The organism is Planktothrix rubescens CCAP 1459/22, from assembly GCA_904830895.1.
In the GTDB taxonomy this organism is placed as follows: Bacteria; Cyanobacteriota; Cyanobacteriia; order Cyanobacteriales; family Microcoleaceae; genus Planktothrix; species Planktothrix agardhii.
In genome coordinates this window covers 3,919,430-3,940,979 of record LR882958.1, presented here as the reverse complement: position 1 = coordinate 3,940,979, position 21,550 = coordinate 3,919,430, and the positions used below count along the sequence as shown (strand labels likewise).

General features: G+C 43.9%; 17 protein-coding genes. 14 read left to right on the top strand and 3 right to left on the bottom strand.

The features are described from left to right. Positions 1-220: 220 nt before the first annotated feature. Complete coding sequence (gene hisD / locus NMG86_RS18210; RefSeq protein WP_026785758.1) at positions 221-1,516, bottom strand: histidinol dehydrogenase; 1,296 nt, start codon at positions 1,514-1,516, stop codon at positions 221-223. A 431-nt stretch (positions 1,517-1,947) separates the two neighbouring features. On the opposite strand from hisD, the gene rpsT reads away from it, so the two are divergent. The 7 genes from rpsT to NMG86_RS18175 all read left to right on the top strand — a co-directional run bounded on the left by rpsT (position 1,948) and on the right by NMG86_RS18175 (position 14,359). After that, the gene (rpsT, locus tag NMG86_RS18205; RefSeq protein WP_026785759.1) at positions 1,948-2,244 is read left to right on the top strand and encodes a 30S ribosomal protein S20; all 297 of its coding nucleotides are present in this window, start codon (positions 1,948-1,950) and stop codon (positions 2,242-2,244) included. 171 nt (positions 2,245-2,415) lie between these two features. Further along, on the top strand, positions 2,416-3,201 hold the full coding sequence (locus NMG86_RS18200) for a TatD family hydrolase (RefSeq protein ID WP_026795573.1): 786 nt from the start codon (positions 2,416-2,418) through the stop codon (positions 3,199-3,201). Between the two features lie 175 nt (positions 3,202-3,376). Then, positions 3,377-6,793 carry a DNA-directed RNA polymerase subunit beta gene (rpoB, locus tag NMG86_RS18195; RefSeq protein WP_026785761.1) on the top strand — a complete coding sequence of 1,139 codons (3,417 nt, stop codon included), beginning with the start codon at positions 3,377-3,379 and terminating at the stop codon, positions 6,791-6,793. A gap of 150 nt (positions 6,794-6,943) precedes the next feature. Next, a complete protein-coding gene (locus NMG86_RS18190) occupies positions 6,944-8,839 on the top strand; it encodes a DNA-directed RNA polymerase subunit gamma (protein WP_026798267.1) in 1,896 nt (631 codons plus the stop codon). 175 nt (positions 8,840-9,014) lie between these two features. Then, positions 9,015-13,058, top strand: a complete 4,044-nt coding sequence (locus tag NMG86_RS18185; protein WP_087882134.1) for a DNA-directed RNA polymerase subunit beta' — start codon at positions 9,015-9,017, stop codon at positions 13,056-13,058. Positions 13,059-13,223: 165 nt separating this feature from the next. After that, complete coding sequence (locus tag NMG86_RS18180) at positions 13,224-14,081, top strand: hypothetical protein (RefSeq protein ID WP_026798265.1); 858 nt, start codon at positions 13,224-13,226, stop codon at positions 14,079-14,081. Between the two features lie 35 nt (positions 14,082-14,116). Next, positions 14,117-14,359, top strand: a complete 243-nt coding sequence (locus tag NMG86_RS18175; RefSeq protein WP_043936820.1) for an RNA-binding S4 domain-containing protein — start codon at positions 14,117-14,119, stop codon at positions 14,357-14,359. Positions 14,360-14,440: 81 nt separating this feature from the next. Here NMG86_RS18175 and NMG86_RS18170 read toward each other — a convergent pair whose 3' ends face one another. Beyond that, the gene (locus NMG86_RS18170; protein ID WP_036842199.1) at positions 14,441-14,983 is read right to left on the bottom strand and encodes a pentapeptide repeat-containing protein; all 543 of its coding nucleotides are present in this window, start codon (positions 14,981-14,983) and stop codon (positions 14,441-14,443) included. A gap of 62 nt (positions 14,984-15,045) precedes the next feature. On the opposite strand from NMG86_RS18170, the gene NMG86_RS18165 reads away from it, so the two are divergent. The 5 genes from NMG86_RS18165 (at position 15,046) to NMG86_RS18145 (ending at position 18,545) form a co-directional block, all read left to right on the top strand. Then, positions 15,046-15,393 carry a threonine/serine exporter family protein gene (locus tag NMG86_RS18165; protein ID WP_026798264.1) on the top strand — a complete coding sequence of 116 codons (348 nt, stop codon included), beginning with the start codon at positions 15,046-15,048 and terminating at the stop codon, positions 15,391-15,393. 63 nt (positions 15,394-15,456) lie between these two features. After that, entirely contained in the window at positions 15,457-15,645 is a 189-nt protein-coding gene (locus NMG86_RS18160; RefSeq protein WP_026798263.1) for a hypothetical protein, read from the top strand. Between the two features lie 262 nt (positions 15,646-15,907). Next, on the top strand, positions 15,908-16,198 hold the full coding sequence (locus tag NMG86_RS18155; protein WP_026798262.1) for a hypothetical protein: 291 nt from the start codon (positions 15,908-15,910) through the stop codon (positions 16,196-16,198). A gap of 128 nt (positions 16,199-16,326) precedes the next feature. Beyond that, positions 16,327-18,054, top strand: a complete 1,728-nt coding sequence (locus NMG86_RS18150) for a succinate dehydrogenase/fumarate reductase flavoprotein subunit (protein WP_026798261.1) — start codon at positions 16,327-16,329, stop codon at positions 18,052-18,054. Positions 18,055-18,182: 128 nt separating this feature from the next. Beyond that, complete coding sequence (locus NMG86_RS18145; RefSeq protein WP_026798260.1) at positions 18,183-18,545, top strand: DUF6464 family protein; 363 nt, start codon at positions 18,183-18,185, stop codon at positions 18,543-18,545. Positions 18,546-18,557: 12 nt separating this feature from the next. Here the strand turns inward: NMG86_RS18145 and NMG86_RS18140 are convergent, their stop codons facing one another. Further along, positions 18,558-20,510 (bottom strand): ABC transporter ATP-binding protein/permease, encoded by a 1,953-nt coding sequence (locus NMG86_RS18140; RefSeq protein ID WP_026785769.1) that lies wholly within the window; start codon positions 20,508-20,510, stop codon positions 18,558-18,560. 409 nt (positions 20,511-20,919) lie between these two features. Between NMG86_RS18140 and NMG86_RS18135 the strand changes: the two genes are divergently transcribed. Further along, the gene (locus NMG86_RS18135) at positions 20,920-21,240 is read left to right on the top strand and encodes a 2Fe-2S iron-sulfur cluster-binding protein (RefSeq protein WP_026785770.1); all 321 of its coding nucleotides are present in this window, start codon (positions 20,920-20,922) and stop codon (positions 21,238-21,240) included. 117 nt (positions 21,241-21,357) lie between these two features. Further along, entirely contained in the window at positions 21,358-21,546 is a 189-nt protein-coding gene (locus NMG86_RS18130; RefSeq protein WP_026785771.1) for a DUF8621 family protein, read from the top strand. Positions 21,547-21,550: the final 4 nt, after the last annotated feature.

The following is a 21,550-nucleotide window of genomic DNA, read 5'->3' as shown; positions in this document are numbered from 1 at the left end:
ATTCCGAATCGAGTCGGATATGTCCGTTGCCGGGATTACTCCGCACTAGGATGGTTCAACACGCAGATGGTTATTCTTACTTGCTTTGTTTTGATTATATCACTATGGCTAAAGCCACGCAATCGTTTCACGGGATTTAAAAATCCCTACCGACTTATCCCCATGTCTGAAGCCAGGGGCTTGCGTCTCGCTTTTTGGTCAAAATTAACAGCCATCACGATTAAGGTTGAGTTCTGAGTCGTACCGAGTCACCATGGGAGGGTAAACCCTCCGCATCAGTCAACACCTGAATCAATCCGGCAACTTTCTGTAAAGCCGTTGGCGAATACTGAATTAAACTTGAATGTTTCATAAACGTTTCCACCCCCAAGGCCGAGGCATAACGGGCTGCCCCCGATGTGGGTAAGGTATGGTTAGGGCCAGCCAAATAATCCCCAACCGCCTCCGGGGTCGAACAACCCAAAAAGATTGCCCCGGCATGGCGAATTTTTTCTAGTAAATCCCAGGGTTCGGCTACCTCTAATTCTAAGTGTTCTGGGGCAAATTCATTAGATAACTCGGCTGCGGCCTCCAAGGAATCCACCACCACCACCACACCATAATGGGCGATCGCCTTTTCCGTCAACGTCCGTCGGGGATGATTCACCAACTGCCGTTCTACCTCCGCCACCACCTGTCGGGCTAAAGCCGAATCCGTTGTTAATAAAATTGCCGCAGCCATGGTGTCATGTTCCGCCTGGGCCAATAAATCCGCCGCGATATGAACCGGATTCGCCGTACTATCCGCAATAATCAGAACCTCCGATGGCCCCGCCAGGGAATCAATGCCCACCGTCCCATAAACCAACTTTTTCGCCAAGGTCACATAAATATTGCCCGGGCCGGTAATCACATCCACCTTCGGGATCGTTTCCGTGCCATAGGCTAAAGCCGCCACGGCCTGTGCCCCACCCACCCGATAAATTTCATGGACTCCCGCCTCTTGAGCCGCCACTAACACGGCTGGGTTTACCTTAGAGTCTGGCCCTGGGGGAGTCACCATCACAATCCGGGGAACCTTGGCTACCTGAGCCGGAACTGCATTCATCAAAACCGTACTGGGGTACGACGCTTTCCCCCCAGGTATATATAATCCAGCCCGGTCAACGGGGGTAAACCGTTTCCCCAGAACCACATCATCCTCCCCAAACTGCACCCAGGACTTAGGAGTGCGCTGGCGGTGAAAGGCTTCAATTTGTTGGCGAGCAAATTGGATCGCATCCAACAATTCCTTCGAGACTTGCTGGTAAGCTGCGTCCAACTCCGAACCACTCACCCGCAACTCATCTAATGTTAATATTTTTTGATCGAATTCTTCCGTATAGTGCAAAAGAGCCTTATCCCCTTGACGCCGAACCGTTTGCAAGACTTCTCGCACGGTTGCTTCTTTATGGGTCATCGCGTCATCATGGGTACGGTCAGAGATCCGTCGTAATTCAGCTTGTGCTTCAACCCACTGAGTAATAATTCGCAGCATGGTGATTCGGAGTGCCAACCTTAAAAAAACTAGGGCGCAGATACGGAACAGACAACAGGGTTGAATATCTTGACACCGAGGCTTATTAACCCAGGTGAAAAATTTCTCCCCCTTGTTTCCTTGGCCATACCCAGACTTTGTATCCTTAAGCGATACTTTAGAGTTCTAGCCACAGGGGCAACACTCTGGGGATTCATACCGCATCTAGCATAGCACAAAAAGCTATACCCGCCTACGCGAGAGCAACCCTAGAAGCACAGGATGTTAAACCCGTTTTTTTTTGCTACAATGGCTCAAATCCAGAACTTTATTGCTCCTTCCTATGGGTAAATAGGAAGATAGGTTGAATTTGACAAAATAAATGTTATATTGGTATGTCTGTAACTGAGTATCTCTAATCGAAATACTTGCGTCTTCTTCAATCACAACCTATGGCTAATATAAAATCTGCTGTCAAACGAGTCGAAATCGCAGAGCGCAATCGCCTGCGTAACAAATCTTACAAGTCAGCCGTCAAGACTTTAATGAAAAAATGTCTCACCTCTGTTGATAAATTTGGGACTGACCCCACAACCGATAATCTCACTAACGTAAATCAACAAATGTCGGATGCCTTTAGTAAAATCGACAAGGCCGTAAAAAAGGGTATCCTGCATCCTAACAATGGCGCTCGTAAAAAATCTCGCCTGGCGAGAGCCTTAAAGCGCCACCAAACCGTTGCGGCCTAGCTCATCATTGATCAGTTATCAGTAAACGGTTAACAGTTAAGAGCCAATGCTTAGTAGTAGTCAACTCTTAGCCATGAAGGATACGGGTAATATAAACTATCCCGCGAGGACGCTGGCACTGCAAAATTGGTAACTGATCACTGATTGCTGATGAATCTGAATAAAAGGACTATGCAACTGATCGATACCCACGTCCATATTAACTTCAAAGCATTGGCATCCGATTTAGACGCAATTCGGCAGAGATGGCAGGAGGCGGGAGTAGTCCGTTTGGTGCATTCCTGTGTTCACCCTGGAGAATTTCAGGAAATACAGGAAATTGCTAATCAAGTCCCCGAACTAAGCTTTGCTGTTGGGTTGCATCCCTTGGATGCTAAACTCTGGAATTCCACCTCGGCCCAAACCATTACCCAACTCGCCCAATCCGATGATAGAGTCGTTGCGATTGGAGAAATGGGACTCGATTTCTATAAAGCCGATAACCGAGATCAACAAATCCAGGTCTTCACCCAACAGCTAGAGATTGCCTATAGTTTGAAGAAACCTGTGATTATCCATTGTCGGGAGGCAGCAGAAACCATGATTCCCCTATTAAAGCAATTCTGGCAACAACAAGGCCAAGTTTCCGGGGTCATGCACTGTTGGGGAGGAACTCCCGAAGAACAGCAGGAGTTTCTGAAGTTGGGGCTGTATATCAGTTTTAGCGGAACCGTTACCTTTAAAAACGCAATTGCTATTCAGGAATGTGCTCGTCTAGTTCCGTCTGATCGAATTTTAATTGAAACAGACTGTCCTTTTCTAGCGCCTGTTCCTCAACGGGGAAAACGCAACGAACCCGCCTTTGTGCGCCATGTTGCCGAAACCGTTGCCCGACTGCGGGACATTTCCCTAGAAACCCTATCTCAACAAACCACGAATAATGCCTGTCAACTCTTTCAGTTATCAGTTATCAGTTAACAGTGATCAGTTGAGGAGTGATTCAGTTGAGGAGTGATCAGTTGAGGAGTTAATAAATTAACTGTAAACTTCTTAACGATTAACTGATGACTGATGACTGATGACTGATGACTGATTATTGATAACTGACAACTATTAACTCAATCACTGATAACTGATAACTGATAACTAATAAATGGCAAGTCTAACCCATAACGAACCCACTTTTGTACTCCCTGACTTAATTGAAATTCAACGGTCAAGTTTTCGTTGGTTTTTAGAAGCAGGGCTAATTGAAGAATTAGAAAGTTTTTCCCCAATTACCGACTATACCGGGAAACTAGAACTCCATTTTTTAGCCAAAGATTATAAACTTAAACGTCCTAAATATGACGTTGATGAAGCCAAACGGCGGGATAGTACCTATGCCGTTCAAATGTACGTTCCGACTCGTTTAATTAATAAAGAAACTGGAGAAATTAAAGAACAAGAAGTCTTTATTGGGGACTTACCCCTAATGACAGAACGGGGAACTTTTATTATCAATGGGGCTGAACGAGTTATCGTCAACCAAATTGTCAGAAGTCCTGGGGTTTATTATAAATCTGAAATTGATAAAAACGGCCGACGGACATATAGTGCGTCCTTAATTCCCAACCGAGGTGCCTGGTTAAAATTTGAAACCGATAAAAATGACTTAGTGTGGGTCAGAATTGATAAAACCCGCAAACTATCCGCCCAGGTTTTATTAAAAGCCTTGGGACTCACCAATAACGAAATTTTTGATGCCCTGCGCCATCCCGAATACTTTGAAAAGACCATTGAACGGGAAGGGGAATTTAGCGAAGACGATGCCTTAATGGAACTGTACCGCAAACTCCGTCCAGGGGAACCCCCAACGGTGGCTGGTGGAGAACAGTTACTCAATAATCGCTTTTTTGATGCCAAACGCTATGATTTGGGCCGGGTGGGACGCTATAAACTGAATAAAAAACTACGACTCACCATTCCCGATACCACCAGGGTTCTAACCTCCGTGGATATTTTATCGGCGATTGATTATTTAATTAACCTAGAATTTGATATTGGTGAAACCGATGATATTGACCACTTAGGAAATCGTCGTGTCCGGTCAGTGGGAGAACTGCTGCAAAACCAAATTCGGGTCGGTTTAAACCGCTTAGAAAGGATTATCCGAGAACGGATGACCGTGAGTGATGCCGATGCCTTAACCCCAGCATCCTTAGTCAACCCCAAACCCCTAGTGGCTGCCATTAAAGAATTCTTCGGTAGTTCCCAATTATCGCAGTTTATGGATCAGACCAATCCCTTAGCGGAACTGACCCACAAACGGCGCCTATCTGCCCTCGGCCCCGGGGGACTAACCCGGGAACGGGCCGGGTTTGCTGTCCGAGATATTCACCCCAGTCACTACGGTCGGATTTGTCCGATTGAAACCCCGGAAGGGCCCAACGCTGGATTAATTGGCTCTTTAGCAACTTTGGCGCGGGTGAACCCCTACGGATTTATTGCCACCCCCTATAACAAAGTTGAAAACGGCAAAGTCCGCTTAGATTTACCTGCGGTGTACATGACCGCCGACGAAGAAGACGATTTACGGGTGGCACCTGGGGATATTAGCACCGATGCCGAGGGAACGATTTTAGGGGAAATTGTTCCGGTGCGGTATCGCCAGGAATTCACCACCACAACTCCCATGCAGGTGGACTATGCCGCGGTATCTCCGGTACAGATTGTCTCCGTCGCCACCTCCTTAATTCCTTTCTTGGAACATGACGACGCGAACCGGGCATTGATGGGGTCTAATATGCAACGGCAAGCCGTACCACTGTTACGTCCCGAACGGCCATTAGTGGGAACCGGACTAGAAGCCCAAGCCGCCCGGGATAGTGGGATGGTGATTGTTTCGCGTATGGATGGGGAGATCAGTTATATTGACGGATCTCGGATTATTGTCAAATCCCTGACGGTAGATGCCGATTCAAATTCCAGCGAGGAAAGTTTCCTGATTCGCGAATACGACGATCTCGACCTCAAAACCAAACAGCCCTCGGTATGGAAGCAAAAATACGCTGGCTATATCGAGTACGAACTACAAAAATATCAACGTTCTAACCAAGATACTTGTTTAAACCAGCGTCCCTTGGTTTATGAAGGAGATCAGGTGGTAGCGGGTCAGGTATTAGCCGATGGTTCCTCCACCGAAGGGGCAGAACTAGCTTTAGGTCATAATATTCTGGTGACTTATATGCCCTGGGAGGGATATAACTACGAAGACGCGATTTTAATTAGTGAGCGTTTAGTCCAAGAGGATATTTACACCTCCATCCACGTTGAAAAATACGAAATTGAAGCCCGACAAACCAAACTCGGCCCCGAAGAAATTACCCGGGAAATTCCTAACGTGGGGGAAGACTCCCTGCGACAACTGGATGGGAATGGGATTATCCGAGTTGGGGCCTGGGTAGAGTCCGGGGATATTTTAGTCGGGAAAGTCACACCCAAAGGGGAATCCGACCAACCCCCCGAAGAAAAATTACTCCGGGCAATTTTCGGAGAAAAAGCCCGGGACGTGCGGGATAACTCCCTACGGGTTCCTAACGGAGAAAAAGGTCGGGTTGTAGATGTGCGGGTATTTACCCGGGAACAGGGGGATGAGTTACCGCCTGGGGCGAATATGGTGGTGCGGGTATATGTGGCGCAAAAACGCAAAATCCAAGTCGGGGACAAAATGGCCGGACGCCACGGAAATAAAGGGATTGTGTCTCGGATTCTCCCCATTGAGGATATGCCCTATTTGCCCGATGGTCGGGCTGTGGATATTGTTCTTAATCCCTTGGGTGTACCCAGTCGGATGAACGTCGGCCAAATCTTTGAATGTTTATTAGGGTGGGCGGGTCAAAACCTGAAAAAACGGTTTAAAGTGGTTCCCTTTGATGAAATGCACGGCCCGGAAATGTCACGGGAAACCGTTCACGGGAAGTTAAAAGAAGCCCGGGATAAAACCAAGAAAGATTGGTTATTTAACGAAAACTATCCGGGGAAAAGCATCGTTTATGACGGTCGCACCGGAGAACCCTTTGACCAACCCGTCACCGTGGGGATTGCCTATATGTTGAAACTGGTTCACTTGGTTGATGATAAGATTCACGCCCGGTCTACTGGCCCTTACTCTTTGGTGACTCAGCAACCCTTGGGAGGGAAAGCCCAACAAGGAGGACAACGGTTTGGAGAAATGGAGGTTTGGGCCTTGGAAGCTTTCGGGGCGGCCTATACCTTGCAGGAGTTGTTAACGGTCAAATCCGACGATATGCAGGGACGCAACGAAGCCCTCAACGCCATTGTCAAGGGTAAAACCATTCCCCGTCCTGGGACACCGGAATCCTTTAAGGTGTTGATGCGGGAGTTGCAGTCGTTGTGTTTGGATATTGCGGTGCATAAAGTGGAAACCACCGACGAAGGTGGAAGTCGAGATGTGGAAGTAGACTTAATGGCTGATATCCCAGCCACCCGGATGACCTACACCTCCAATAACTTTGCCCCCGCTAAACCTACTTATGATTTAAGTAGTTCAGTCGAAGAAGACGAATAATCAGTTATCAGTCATCAGTTACCAGTTATCAGTTGAGGAGTTATCAGTTGAGGAGTTAACCAACTGTTGAACTTTTTACTATTACCCATTACCCATTACCCATTACCCATTCGTAATTCGTAATTCCCCGTTCCCTATTCCCTGAATAAAATGGCTAAAATTGAACAACGATTTGATTACGTTAAAATTGGAATCGCATCTCCAGAACGCATTCGGCAGTGGGGAGAAAGAACCCTACCCAATGGTCAAGTTGTTGGAGAAGTTACAAAACCTGAAACCATCAATTACAGAACCCTGAAACCGGAGATGGATGGGTTGTTTTGTGAACGAATTTTTGGCCCAGCAAAGGATTGGGAATGTCATTGTGGGAAATATAAACGGGTCAGACATCGTGGAATTGTTTGTGAACGCTGCGGGGTAGAAGTAACAGAATCCCGTGTCCGTCGTCACCGTATGGGTTTTATTAAACTAGCGGCTCCCGTTACCCATGTTTGGTATCTCAAAGGCATTCCTAGTTATATGGCTATTTTATTAGATATGCCATTGCGGGATGTAGAACAGGTGGTTTATTTTAACGCTTATGTGGTGTTAAATCCAGGTAACTATGACGGCCTATCCTATAAACAGTTATTAACCGAAGATACTTGGTTAGAAATTGAAGACCAAATTTATAGTGAAGATTCCACCTTAACCGGAATTGAAGTGGGAATTGGAGCCGAAGCCATTTCCCGTTTGCTCGAAGATATTCCCTTAGAAGAAGAAGCCGAAAGATTACGGGAAGAAATCGGCGTCGCCAAGGGACAAAAACGCGCCAAATATATTAAACGGTTGCGGGTGATTGATAACTTTGTGGCTACGGGTTCCAAACCGGATTGGATGGTTTTGAATGTAATTCCCGTCATTCCTCCTGATTTACGGCCAATGGTGCAGTTAGATGGGGGTCGATTTGCCACCTCCGACTTAAACGACCTATATCGTCGGGTGATTAACCGGAATAATCGGTTAGCCCGGTTACAGGAAATTCTCGCCCCAGAAATTATTATCCGTAACGAAAAACGGATGTTACAGGAAGCCGTTGACGCCTTAATTGATAACGGTCGCCGAGGTCGGACAGTGGTGGGGGCGAATAATCGACCCTTAAAATCCCTCTCCGATATTATCGAAGGAAAACAAGGACGATTCCGTCAAAACCTATTAGGAAAACGGGTCGATTATTCTGGACGTTCCGTGATTGTGGTGGGGCCAAAATTAAGAATGCACCAGTGCGGTTTACCACGGGAAATGGCAATTGAATTGTTCCAACCCTTTGTAATTAACCGCCTAATTCGTCAAGGATTAGTTAACAATATTAAGGCGGCGAAAAAACTGATTCAACGGAATGATGCCAGCATTTGGGAAGTCTTACAGGAAGTCATCCAAGGACATCCGGTGATGCTAAACCGCGCCCCAACCTTGCACCGTTTAGGGATTCAAGCCTTTGAACCGATTTTAGTCGATGGTCGGGCGATTCAACTGCATCCGTTAGTTTGTCCCGCCTTTAACGCTGACTTTGACGGTGACCAAATGGCCGTTCACGTTCCCCTATCAATTGAATCCCAGGCTGAAGCTCGGTTATTAATGTTAGCCTCGAATAATATTCTATCCCCAGCAACGGGTAGACCGATTGTTACACCTAGTCAGGATATGGTGTTGGGATGTTATTATTTAACCGCAGAAAACCCTAAATTAGAGGATCAAAGTCACCGCTATTTTCCTGATTTAGAAGATGTAATCTTAGCCTATAAACAGGGCGCTTTGGGTTTACATTCATACATCATGGTGCGATTTGATGGGGAGATTTTATCGGATGAAGTAGAACAGATAGGGGTCGAACTTAAAGACGACTTAACTGGAGTGATCACTAAAACTTATGTGGGCAAAAAAACAGGGAAACTAATGCGACGAGTTCGAGAAGATTCCGAGGGGAATATTCTTGCCCAATATATTCGTACTACCCCGGGGCGTGTCATTTTCAATAAAACCGTTCAAGATACCCTGATACAGTAATCAGTTACCAGTTATCAGTTATCAGTTAGGAAGTTTACAGTTAATTTATTAACTCCTCAACTGTTACAGACGCGCCGTGGCACGTCTCTACACTGAATAAGTGATGACTGATTTACTGATAACTGGTAACTCTTAAACTGATAACTGATTTACTGATAACTGATAACTGATTTACATCATGGCTAACAAAAAAATCTTTCGGAATCAAGTTATTGATAAAGGACAATTAAAAAAAATCATGTCCTGGGCTTTTATGAATTATGGCACGGCTCGTACCGCCCAAATTGCCGATGAATTAAAGGAATTAGGGTTTACTTATGCCACAAAAGCCGGGGTTTCTATTAGTGTTGATGACTTACAGATTCCTCCTTCCAAAAAAGCTTTATTAGAAGAAGCGGAAGAAGAAATTAGAAATACAGAACGCCGTTATATTAAAGGGGAAATTACCGAAGTTGAACGGTTCCAAAAAGTTATTGATACTTGGAATGGCACATCCGAAGCCCTAAAAGATCGGGTGGTAGAAAACTTTAAAGCCAGTAACCCCCTGAACTCCGTTTATATGATGGCCTTCTCCGGTGCGCGGGGGAATATTTCCCAAGTCCGTCAGTTAGTCGGAATGCGGGGACTAATGGCTGACCCCCAAGGGGAAATTATTGATTTACCGATTAAAACTAACTTCCGTGAAGGCTTAACCGTTACGGAGTATATTATTTCTTCCTATGGGGCGCGGAAAGGTCTAGTAGATACGGCCCTACGAACCGCCGACTCTGGGTATTTAACCCGCCGTTTAGTCGATGTTTCCCAGGATGTGATTCTGCGGGAGATTGACTGCGGAACCAGCAAGGGGATTTGGACTCGCAGTATGACCGATGGCGAACGGGTGTTAATTCCAATCAAAGATCGGTTAATGGGTCGGGTGTTAGGGGCAGATGTGCGCCACCCCCAAACCGGAGAAATTATCACCTATCAGTCAGAACAGGCGGTCAAAAATCACTCCGTGAGTGAGGAGTTATCCGTAGCCATTCAGGAAGCCGGGGTTGAGGAGGTGTTATTGCGATCGCCTCTAACCTGTGAAGCCAATCGTTCCGTCTGTCAACATTGCTATGGCTGGAGTTTAGCCCATGGTCATAACGTCAACCTTGGGGAAGCGGTGGGAATTATTGCCGCCCAGAGTATCGGCGAACCCGGAACCCAGTTAACCATGCGGACATTCCACACCGGAGGGGTATTTACGGCCGAAGCTGCTGGAATGATCCGGGCCGGAATTAATGGGGTGGTCAAGTTCTCTAAATCCCTGCGAGTCCGTCCCTTCCGTACCCGTCACGGAGATGATGCCTTCATCGTGGAAAACACGGGCCAGATTATTGTGGACGGTAGTGGAAAAAATACCGAAAAACACAGTATCGCCCAAGGGACAACGATTATTGTCCAAGAAGGTCAACAAGTTAAAGCTAACGAAATCCTAGCGGAAATTGCCGCCGGGGGTCGGACAGCCCGGAAAACTACGGAAAAAGCTACTAAGGACGTCGCTACGGACTTAGCTGGGGAAGTCAAATTTGCCGATGTGGTTCCCGAAGAAAAAACCGACCGTCAAGGGAACATGACCCGCATCGCCCAACGGGGGGGTCTGATTTGGGTTCTCGGAGGAGAAGTTTATAACCTACCCCCGGCGGCGGAACCATTGGTCAAAAATGGTGATCCAGTGCATCCGGGAAGCGTTCTCGCCCAAACTAAACTGGTTTCAGAGCATGGGGGATTAGTCCGAATTCGGGAACAGTTTGCCGAAGGTGAGCTACCTCGGGAAATTGAGATTATCACCGCCTCGGTATTGCTAGATCAGGCCTTAGTGCGGTTGGTACAGATGCAGGGACGGGAACAACATATTATTGAAACCAATAGTAACCATCGCTTCATGCTCAAAGTCAGTCCGGGTTCCAAAGTGGAAAACCATGATGTGATTGCGGAACTGATGGATGATAGCTACCGGACAAAAACCGGGGGGATTATTAAATACGCCGGGGTAGAAGTCGCCAAACGGGGTAAGGGAAAACAGGGTTATGAAGTTACCCAGGGAGGGACTTTATTATGGATTCCCGAAGAATGCCATGAGGTGAATAAAGATATTTCCTTACTGTTAACTGAGGATGGACAGTATGTGGAAGCTGGGATGGAAGTGGTTAAGGATATCTTCTGTCAGAGTAATGGGGTGATCGAAGTTACTCAGAAAAATGATATTCTGCGAGAAATCGTCATCAAACCAGGGGAACTGCATCTGGTAGATGACCCCGAAATGGTGATGGCAATTGATGGCCAGATTGTCAATCCCGGCCAAGAGGTGATTCCAGGGATTATCTCGGACAACTTGCGTTATGTGGAATATGTGGAAACTCCCGAAGGCCCAGCCTTGCTGTTACGTCCCGTGGTGGAGTTTAGCGTTCCCGAAAATCCCACCGTCCCCTCTCAGGAGTCTCTGAACGAGTCCATCGTTCTGCGAGCCGTGCAACGTTTAACCTACAAAGATGGGGAACGGGTACGCTCTGTGGAAGGGGTGGAACTGCTACGAACCCAGTTAGTAATTAGTATTGGCATCGAAGCCCCGCAGTTAGCCGCCGATATTGAGTTACTTCCCGATGAGAATGACCCCGACGTCAGGAAGTTACAGTTAGTGATTTTAGAATCCTTGGTAATTCGTCGGGATGCGATCGCTGATGCGACTCAGGGCAGTACCCTGACGCGGTTAATGGTCAAGGATGGAGATGAAATTGAGAAAGGTGCCGTTGTTACCCGCACGGAAATCATGTGTAAGGAAGACGGGATTATTCAGGGGATTCGGTCGGGGTCGGAAATTGTGCGCCGTTGTTTGGTGGTGCGCGAGAGTGACCAAATGACGATTCAGTTACCCGAAGGCGTTAAACCTACGGTGAAATTGGGTCAACTGTTGGTAGAAGGAATTGAAATTGCTGAAGGAGTTAACCTATCGGAGTCCGGTCAAGTCATTGCCGTTGGTGACAAAATCGTGGGTCAGGGGACTATCCCGGTAACGGGAAATCAGATTACCATGCGTCGGGGTCGGCCCTATCGGGTGTCTCCCGGTGCGATTCTGCATATTAAAGATGGAGACTTGGTACAACGGGGAGATAACCTGGTGTTGCTGGTGTTTGAACGGGCCAAAACCGGAGATATTATTCAAGGGTTGCCCCGGATTGAAGAATTATTAGAAGCCCGTAAACCCAAGGAAGCCTGTATTTTAGCCCGACGCCCGGGAACCGCCCAGGTGACTATGGATGATGACATCACCGAACTGCGGGTAATTGAAAATGATGGCACGGTTACGGATTATCCCCTGGGTTCGGGTCAATCCCCCATCATCTCCGATGGTTACAAAGTAGAGGCCGGACAAACCTTGACCGATGGCCCTAGTAATCCCCATGAAATCCTGGAAGTGTTCTATGACCATTATCTGGAACAGGGAGAAGGGATGTATGACGCGGCTTTGGGTAGTTTCCGCCATTGTCAAGCGTTCTTGGTTAACGAGGTACAGTCGGTGTATCAGTCCCAGGGGATTGATATTTCCGATAAGCATATTGAGGTGATTGTCCGTCAGATGACCTCGAAGGTGCGGATTGACGATGGGGGCGATACCACAATGTTACCTGGGGAATTGGTGGAACTGCGCCAGGTGGAACAGGTGAATGATGCCATGTCGATTACCGGAAGTGCGCCCGCCAAATATACTCCTGTGTTATTGGGGATTACCAAGGCGTCCTTAAATACCGATAGCTTTATCTCGGCGGCCAGTTTCCAAGAAACTACCCGGGTCTTAACTGAAGCCGCTATTGAGGGCAAATCCGACTGGTTACGCGGTCTCAAGGAAAACGTGATTATCGGACGTCTGATTCCGGCGGGAACGGGATTTAATGCCTATGAGGAATCGGGTAATGCCGAGTATGGCTTTGATAATGGCACGTTGTATTTGGATGAGGAGGATGAGGACGAACTGCGGGATGTGGTTTTGGATGATAAAACCGCCCGGGTTTATAACAGTTTTGAACGGGAATTACCCCCAGAACCTAAAGCTGCACCGTCTAGTTTAGGTAAAGGTAGCAAGGTTATATTTGAAGATAGTGAAGATGATCCTTCATTATCCGCTATCCTCGATGTCGATGACGAGTTAATTGATGACGAATACGAAGACGACAACGAGGACGAAGACGAATAAAATCAGTCATCAGTTATCAGTCATCAGTCATCAGTCATCAGTCAACTGTTATTAAGTCCTGGTCAAAATCCCCTACTTTTAAGTGTGGGGATTTCCCTGTTCCCTATTCCCTGTTCCCTGTTCCCTTTTAAACTGATAACTGTTTACTGGTATAGCAGTTAATCAATGACTCAAATTATCCCTAAATTTACAATCAAACCGGGTTATCGACCTCAATCCCAAGATACGACACCGGAAGTTGATTGTTTGGAATTCTGGCTACTAAAACAACGAACACCCGAACAGCGATTGATAATGGGAAGTTCGATGAATCAAAATGCTCGTCGCTTTTCCATGAGTTGTTTTCGTCAAAGATTCTCCTATTTATCTCAGGAACAATTTTCCCGAAAACTTGCGGAATCTTGGTTGGCAGAAGATTGTCCGCACCATTATATTCCCACTGGAAACGAAATGAGTTGGGTTCAAGATTCTATTACTTTAGCTGAAATTCTCCACCCGATTTTCGAGTCCCTTAATATTCCTTATTATATTACGGGTGGTGTGGCTGCTATTGCTTATGGAGAAGTCCGAACAACCCGATATCTGGATATCGTTATCTCAATTTCATCTCAAGATTTAACGTTATTAATTTTACAATTAGAAGCAATAGGTTTTTATGTTTCGGGTGTAGATGATGTGGTTTCGGGTCGAATGCGAATTCTACAAGTTACCCATATAGAAACAATCTCCCGTGCTGATTTAATTATGGCAGAAAATTCGGAATTTGAACAGATCAAATTTGAACGACGACAACAGTATAAAATTCCAACGGGTGCAACTGTTTTTCTAGCTTCTGCGGAAGATGTAATTCTGAATAAATTATATTGGCGAAAATCAAACCAGTCCGAAAAGCAATGGCGAGATGTATTGGGTGTATTAAAAGTACAAGGACAGTGTTTAGATTTAGCTTATCTCAAGCTTAGGGCTGAATCTTTGGGGTTAGTTGAGGATTTAGACCAAGCTTTAATTGAAGCCGGGTTTTAGCTATAATGAGATGACTAATAACTGATTACTGATTTATGTCTGAAACAATTAAACTTGATCAATTTCTAAAATTTATGGGTGAAGTTTCCACCGGGGGACAAGCCAAAATCCTAATTAAATATGGTGATGTTGAAGTTAATGGTGAGGTTGAAACTCGCAGGGGACGAAAGTTAGTCACCGGAGATCAAGTATTGGTTAATGGAAAAACCTTAACGGTTAATTTATATAGCAGGGAACAGGGAACAGCCCCCCCAAACCCCCCGTGCACGGGGGGCTAGGGGGGGAGGGAACACCGGAGGAAAAGACTTCACCATCTAGCTTTGCTGCATCACTCTTTGTCCTAATAGGTCTGGCGACTGCTATAACATAGATAATAGCACTTGACCATTGGGCATAATCGTATTATAAATTATTGCATCCTGATCATTAAATCCGATGGCATCGGTTAGGTTGGCATCGGTTAAATTAGCTGCTTTGAAATTTGCTTTGTGTAAATCGGTATCGCGTAAATCTGCGCCCACTAACCAAGCATTTTCTAAATTACATTCATATAGAGTTGCATCGCTTAAATCTGCTTGATAAAGATTAGTATAACTTAAATTTGCTTGAGTTAAATTTGCTCCATTGAGATTAATATGGGAAAGATTTGCTCCCATCATTTGGGCACTATATAAACTGGTTTGTTTTAAAATGGCATAACTCAAATTCGTCCCCATTAAGTTAGCCCCGCGCAACGAAGCTCGACTTAAATTTGCGTAACTGAGATTCGCCCCACTCAAGTCCGCCCCAATAAAAACCAACTTATTCAGATCACAAGTTTGCAAATCTGCACCCCTTAAATCCACTCCTTTAAAACTCCATTCTCCTTCTGCCTTTCGCTGTATTAATTCCAACCCATCCATAATATTAAGCCTAAATCCAATACGATTAATACCATCAAATGTCTATTTAAGGAAAAGCCCAGATGACACCAACAGTCCTGCCAGAAATCGATCAAAAGTTTCACCTAGTTTTACTGACTGCCCGACTTCTCCTCCAGAATAGTGCGGCAACTGAAAGAGTGCATCGAGTCACTCATCAATTGGCGGATAGTTTAGGAATTGAAGCCCGGTTATTAGTTTCCTATGAAGCCATCACATTAACAACAAAAATCCATAATCAATTCTATTCGCGCATTAGCATCCCGATTCCGGTGATGAAAATTAATATGATGGTGATCACTCAAGTGATGCGTTTAGTTGATGATATTCAACAAGGACATAAAACCTTAGAACAACTTACGGATGAGTTAGAACTAATTAATTATCATTAAAATTAATTATCATTAAAATTCAAAGTTCCCTCGGCAGCCATCGCATTTGGTGCCGTTGTGGGAATGATTCCTGGGATTTATATTTTCAGGGCGGGAAGTGGTTTGATTTTAATGATGAAGTTAGGAATCCATGCCGATGTTCCGTTAATTGCTAATACTATTGTTATGGCAGGCACAGGATTATTAATGACACTAGCTATTCCTGTGGGTTTAGCATTGCCTAATCTCTTGTTTTTTCGTTCAGAGGATTAGAGGGAATAGGTAATAGGTAATAGTCACGTGATTAAGTATATGGAGTAAACATTTAAGTATTAAGAATTAAAAATTTATGGTTAAGAATTCCAGTTAAATGTTAACAATCCCTGAAAAAATCAATAATTGAGTATGGGCGATACCTGATGTTTGACAGAATGTAAAGTTAAATTACAACTGTGATTAAAATGTTGAGAAATTTTCCAAAATTGAATCAATCCCTTAATCTGGAAGTTTAAAGTAATATTACAAGAGAGAACCAATGCAAGATCTGAAAAAGTATCGTATTCGATGCACACTAACCTATGGTGATATCTATAGCCAAATCATCATTTGGTTAATTGTCATCTTTATCGCCTTAGCGACTTCCCTAGCCCTGTGGAGTACAACCCGTCAAATTTATGCGTTAGCGACGGTTGGCTTAATTATTGTGCTGTCTTTACCTTTCCTACTCTTTGCATTCGTCACCACTTTATTTAACCATATTGAAATTCTATCCGTAGACCCCTTAATTCAAGACGAACCCAGTCGTACTGAATTTCCGGCTTCCTAAACGGCACAGATCAGTTATCAGTTAATAGTTAAGAAGTTTACAGTTAATTGATTAACTCCTTAACTGATGACTGATAACTGATAACTGATGACTGATGACTGATAACTGATAACTGATAACTGATTAAGATGCTAGAACATGATGTGATTATTGTTGGGGGCGGACTGGCAGGATGTCGGGCGGCCGTAGAAATTGCCCGGACGAACCCCAGCCTGAATATAGCTATTGTTGCCAAAACTCACCCCATCCGTTCCCATTCCGTCGCTGCCCAAGGGGGTATTGCTGCTACCTTAAAAAATATTGATGAAAGTGATAGTTGGCAAGCCCACGCCTTTGATACCGTCAAGGGTTCAGACTATTTAGCTGACCAAGATGCTGTCGAAATTTTAGCCAAAGAAGCCCCGGATGTAATTATTGATTTAGAACATTTGGGGGTATTATTTTCCCGTCTTCCCGATGGCCGGATTGCTCAACGGGCTTTTGGGGGCCATTCCCATAATCGCACTTGTTACGCTGCTGATAAAACAGGTCATGCGATTTTACACGAACTGGTCAGTAACCTGCGACGCTATGGTGTCCATATCTATGATGAATGGTATGTGCTGCGTCTGATTTTAGAAGACGGACAGGCCAAAGGGGTGGTCATGTTCCGAATTGATGATGGACAGTTAACCGTTGTCCGGGCTAAGGCGGTGATGTTCGCCACCGGGGGCTATGGTCGGGCATTTAATACCACTTCCAATGACTACGCCTCAACCGGGGACGGGTTGGCGATGGCGGCAATGGCGGGGGTTCCCTTGCAAGATATGGAGTTTGTCCAGTTCCATCCTACGGGACTATATCCGGTGGGGGTGTTAATTTCCGAGGCTGTGCGGGGGGAAGGAGCCTATTTAATTAATAGTAATGGGGAGCGGTTCATGGCGACTTATGCCCCGAGTCGGATGGAATTAGCACCTAGGGATATTACTTCTCGCGCGATTACTTTAGAACTGCGGGCAGGCCGTGGAATTAACCCCGATGGCAGTGCCGGGGGGCCTTATATTTATTTGGATTTGCGACATTTAGGACGGGAAAAAATTATGAGTCGGATTCCCTTTTGTTGGGAAGAAGCTCACCGTTTATTAGGAATTGATGCGGCGGTGGAACCGATGCCTGTACGTCCAACCGTTCACTATTCGATGGGGGGTATTCCCACTAATATTAATGGTCAAGTTTTAAGTGGTGCGGATAGTTTTGTTGATGGATTATTTGCCGCCGGAGAAGCCGCTTGTGTGTCGGTGCATGGAGCTAATCGTTTAGGCAGTAACTCGTTATTAGAATGTGTGGTTTATGGAAAAAGAACCGGGGCGGCTATTGCCAAATTTGTCCAAAATCGCAAGTTACCAAATATTGATGAACAGCGTTATTTGAAAGAAACTGCATTGCAATTACAAGGTTTATTAGACCAGTCTGGAGACTACAGAATTGGGAAACTGCGTCAGGAGTTTCAAGATGCTATGACCTCCCATTGTGGTGTATTTAGAACCGATACAGTTATGCGAGAAGGGTTAAGTCAAATTCAGGAGTTACAGAATCGTTATCAACGGATTTATTTAGATGATAAAGGCAAATGTTGGAATACAGAATTAATTGAAGCATTGGAATTAAAAAGTCTGATGATTGTAGGAAATATGATTTTAACTTCGGCCTTAAATCGCCAAGAAAGTCGAGGCGCCCATAGTCGGGAAGATTATCCTCAACGCCATGATGAAACCTTCCTAAAACATACTTTAGCCTATTATTCCCCTGCGGGTATTGATTTAGCCTATCGTCCGGTAAAAATTACCCTATTTGAACCCCAGGAACGTAAATATTAAGGTGAATAAATAGAATTTTTATATTTTATTTATGGGATAAAACCAAAAAATCCTCTTGTTTTTGGTGACTGAACACCGTAACATTCAGGAGGATAATCTCAAAACCTGTTGAATTAAATCAAACCATCATGGAGCCAAATTCACTACCAACGGAATTGATACTAACACATTCTCATAAATCTCTTGGACGTATTTGTTTAGATTGGACACCCCAACCGGGTCATTATCTAAATTTCCAGGGTCAAACCTATACTGTTTTAGAGCGTCGTCATCGCTATCAACTCAAATCCGGTCGTTACCGACTGCATAAAATTTCCTTGTATGTGCAATCAGTACAACGACCTGAAGATAGAACCTTAATTGATGGACATTGGATTCTAGGAAATGCAAACTGTCGTTTTAATGCCTATTCTGAACTGATACGCTGTGCGGTGAATCCCCTTGGCCCTTGTCAAGAATGTCGTTTTTTTGAATCCGTTTTAGCTGATTAAGGATTGAATTTCTCAAATCATTTCTGCCCGATATTCTTCAGCCGAAACCAGACGCCATTTTTGATCTCCCATGAGTTCTAAAACGTTGTTATGATAACGCAATAAACTGATTCGATGCCCAACGCTAATATAAGTTGTTCCAGTTTCATATAGTTTTTTATAAAGTAGTTCTTCATTTTTTAAATCTAGGGCACTGGTGGCTTCATCTAAAATCGCGTAGCGAGGTTTACTGATTAATAATCGGGCAAAAGCTAATCGTTGCTGTTCTCCCACGGAAAGAACATTACCCCAATCTAATTCGGTATCAAAACCGCTAACTCGTTCGGGTAAATCGGCTAAATTCACTAACTGTAATATTTGATGTAATTCCGTTTCACTCACCTCTCGATTACTATTAGGATAAAGTAATTGTTGACGCAATGTTCCTAAAATCATATAGGGACGTTGGGGTAAGAATAACATTGATGATAATTCAGGACGAACTAAGCTCCCGGTTCCTGATGTCCATAACCCGGCAATGGTGCGTAATAAAGAACTTTTTCCGACTCCACTTTGACCCATAATTAATAATCCTTGACCTTCGGGTAAGCTCAAAGATAAGTCTTTAACCAGTATTTTTTGATAGTTGGGTGTGTTGACAGTAACGTGATCTAAAGCTAGGGAATCATCAACTTTCATATCAATTTGTGTCTGACCTTCCTCCATGGATTTAGGAGATTCTAAAAATTCCGAGAAGGTTGATAAACGGTTAATTCCGGCGGCAAAAGCACTTAATATTTCAATCTGACTTACTACAATTGAAAAAGCCCCTAAAACTTGAGCAAAGGCAAAACCAGCTTGGCTAATATCCCCATATTTAATTGTTCCAGCAAAATAAATAGGAGCTAAGATTAGCGAAGGAATAATAACCACAGCATATCCATAGCTTGTGGTAAAATAATCAACATTTCTCTGCCAACCAATTAATAAATTAAAGTTTTTAAAGGCTTTGAAAAATCTTTCTTTGACTTGGAGGAGTTCCTGTTCTTCCCCTTGATAAAAAGCAATAGATTCGGCATTATCTCGGACATGAATTAATCCATAACGAAAATCAGCTTCTCGTTTTAATTGATTGAAGTTTATAGGAATTAAACGCTGTCCAACAAAAACCGTGATTATCGTACCAACAGAAGCGTAAATCAATAGAAATATGGAAAGAGATTTAGAAATAGACCAGAGGATTCCGGTAAAAGAAATTACATCAATAATTGAACTTAGAATAATTAGTAAAAATTTTAAACTGGTAATCGTAAATGCCTTAATATCCTCTGTAATTCGTTGATCTGGGTTATCAAGTTTATTTTCCGATTCTATTTTATAAAATGCTCGCTGACTTAAATATTGGTCTAAAAATTTATCCGTTAACCATTTTCGCCAATAGTTTCCCAAGCGATCGCGGGTATAAGAATAGATGACAACAATGGGAGTTCCTACGACAAACACACTGGCATAAACATAGAGAAAACGCCAAAATTCATCCTGATTTCTTTCCGCTAAAGCTGTCGTAAAAAAGTTATTAACATAACTAATAATTACATTTAATCCACTGACAGATAGGGATATAAATAAAAGCACACTCAAAAATGCCCAAGGTTGCCAACGGGTTTTAATTTGATTTCTGTACAATAAAAATGTTCCGATAGGAACGACAAGCATTAAGAGAATGATAATAATATAGCGAGAATAAATAATCCTGGCGATCAATTCATACAAACCTGGAGCAATGCTATTAAAGAAATCGGGAAAAACCGATTGACTGATAACAACAACAACACTCACTAAAACAAATACCGTAGCACCCAGAAAGATTAATAATAACAATAATAAACTTAAAAAAACCTTGCCACTACCTGGTTCTAAAGGATAAAAGAAGGGTTGAGCAATTCTTAAAAAACGTTGCCAAAGTTGAGTATCAAATTTATTCATATTTTCCATCATTTTTAACACAAACGTCCCATCCTATCAAATTTCTACATTCCATAGCTAGTTTTCACAGACTCAGTGTGTGAAAAAGGCTATATTTTCTTCCAAGTAGTTACAAAATTGGCACAAGAGGGTGAGGAGATCAGATACTATTGACTGGAGAAATCTAACCCGAATAACTATAACACATTGGGTTCAACTCTATAGTCACCAAACCGAAAAAATTTTAACCGTAAAACCTAATATGATTTTGCCTAGTTGATCATTTTTATAATATATATCCTAGGATAGATGACAAAAGTTGATTTAGTTTGTATGGGTAATTTGATGTCTCTTTGCACAATCAGGAAGGCTCAATATTCAGATCGGCTGCACTCAAGGATACAATAGTTCAGGGTCTAACAAGAATACAATGTCTGAAACCTATACAGTTGAATTTCACGATCAAGGAAACGTCCAAACAGTCGAAGTTCCAGAGGATAAACAAATCCTCCAAGCTGCCTTGGATGCCGGAATTAAGTTGTCCAATTCTTGTAATGCAGGGGTTTGTACCACCTGTGCAGCCCAAATTATGGAAGGCGAAGTTGATCAAACTGAGGGTATGGGATTAAGTCCCGAACTTCAAGCTGAAGGTTATGTCCTTCTTTGTATTGCCTATCCCCGTTCTAATTTGAAACTGGTTGCCGGAAAAGAAGACGAAGTTTATCATCGTCAATATCCCCAAACTTCTTAGTGAACAGAGGGGGTAGGGGAGGCAAACTCTTTTTATTACCCATTCGTAATTCGTAATTCGTAATTCGCAATTACCCATTACTTTTTGAATAGAAAATATAGAGGATTAAATCAAACCATGACAACCCATTTTATTACGGCTGAAATTGATATTCAGGAATCTCCAACCCAGTTAAATCAAGCCATTGAAGCGGAATTAAAAAAACGGGGGGAACCCCTACGCTGGGCAATTACCAGTATTGATTCTGAACAACAAAAAGCCCATGTTGAAGCTGTTGTAACTGTTGAGGAAACCTCTAAGGTTTGATGGT

Coding starts and splice junctions, on each gene's coding strand:
- hisD (WP_026785758.1), bottom strand. CDS start 1,516: ATGCTGCGAATTATTACTCAGTGGGTTGAAGCACAAGCTGAATTACGA.
- rpsT (WP_026785759.1), top strand. CDS start 1,948: ATGGCTAATATAAAATCTGCTGTCAAACGAGTCGAAATCGCAGAGCGC.
- NMG86_RS18200 (WP_026795573.1), top strand. CDS start 2,416: ATGCAACTGATCGATACCCACGTCCATATTAACTTCAAAGCATTGGCA.
- rpoB (WP_026785761.1), top strand. CDS start 3,377: ATGGCAAGTCTAACCCATAACGAACCCACTTTTGTACTCCCTGACTTA.
- NMG86_RS18190 (WP_026798267.1), top strand. CDS start 6,944: ATGGCTAAAATTGAACAACGATTTGATTACGTTAAAATTGGAATCGCA.
- NMG86_RS18180 (WP_026798265.1), top strand. CDS start 13,224: ATGACTCAAATTATCCCTAAATTTACAATCAAACCGGGTTATCGACCT.
- NMG86_RS18175 (WP_043936820.1), top strand. CDS start 14,117: ATGTCTGAAACAATTAAACTTGATCAATTTCTAAAATTTATGGGTGAA.
- NMG86_RS18170 (WP_036842199.1), bottom strand. CDS start 14,983: ATGGATGGGTTGGAATTAATACAGCGAAAGGCAGAAGGAGAATGGAGT.
- NMG86_RS18165 (WP_026798264.1), top strand. CDS start 15,046: ATGACACCAACAGTCCTGCCAGAAATCGATCAAAAGTTTCACCTAGTT.
- NMG86_RS18160 (WP_026798263.1), top strand. CDS start 15,457: ATGATTCCTGGGATTTATATTTTCAGGGCGGGAAGTGGTTTGATTTTA.
- NMG86_RS18155 (WP_026798262.1), top strand. CDS start 15,908: ATGCAAGATCTGAAAAAGTATCGTATTCGATGCACACTAACCTATGGT.
- NMG86_RS18150 (WP_026798261.1), top strand. CDS start 16,327: ATGCTAGAACATGATGTGATTATTGTTGGGGGCGGACTGGCAGGATGT.
- NMG86_RS18145 (WP_026798260.1), top strand. CDS start 18,183: ATGGAGCCAAATTCACTACCAACGGAATTGATACTAACACATTCTCAT.
- NMG86_RS18140 (WP_026785769.1), bottom strand. CDS start 20,510: ATGAATAAATTTGATACTCAACTTTGGCAACGTTTTTTAAGAATTGCT.
- NMG86_RS18135 (WP_026785770.1), top strand. CDS start 20,920: ATGTCTGAAACCTATACAGTTGAATTTCACGATCAAGGAAACGTCCAA.
- NMG86_RS18130 (WP_026785771.1), top strand. CDS start 21,358: ATGACAACCCATTTTATTACGGCTGAAATTGATATTCAGGAATCTCCA.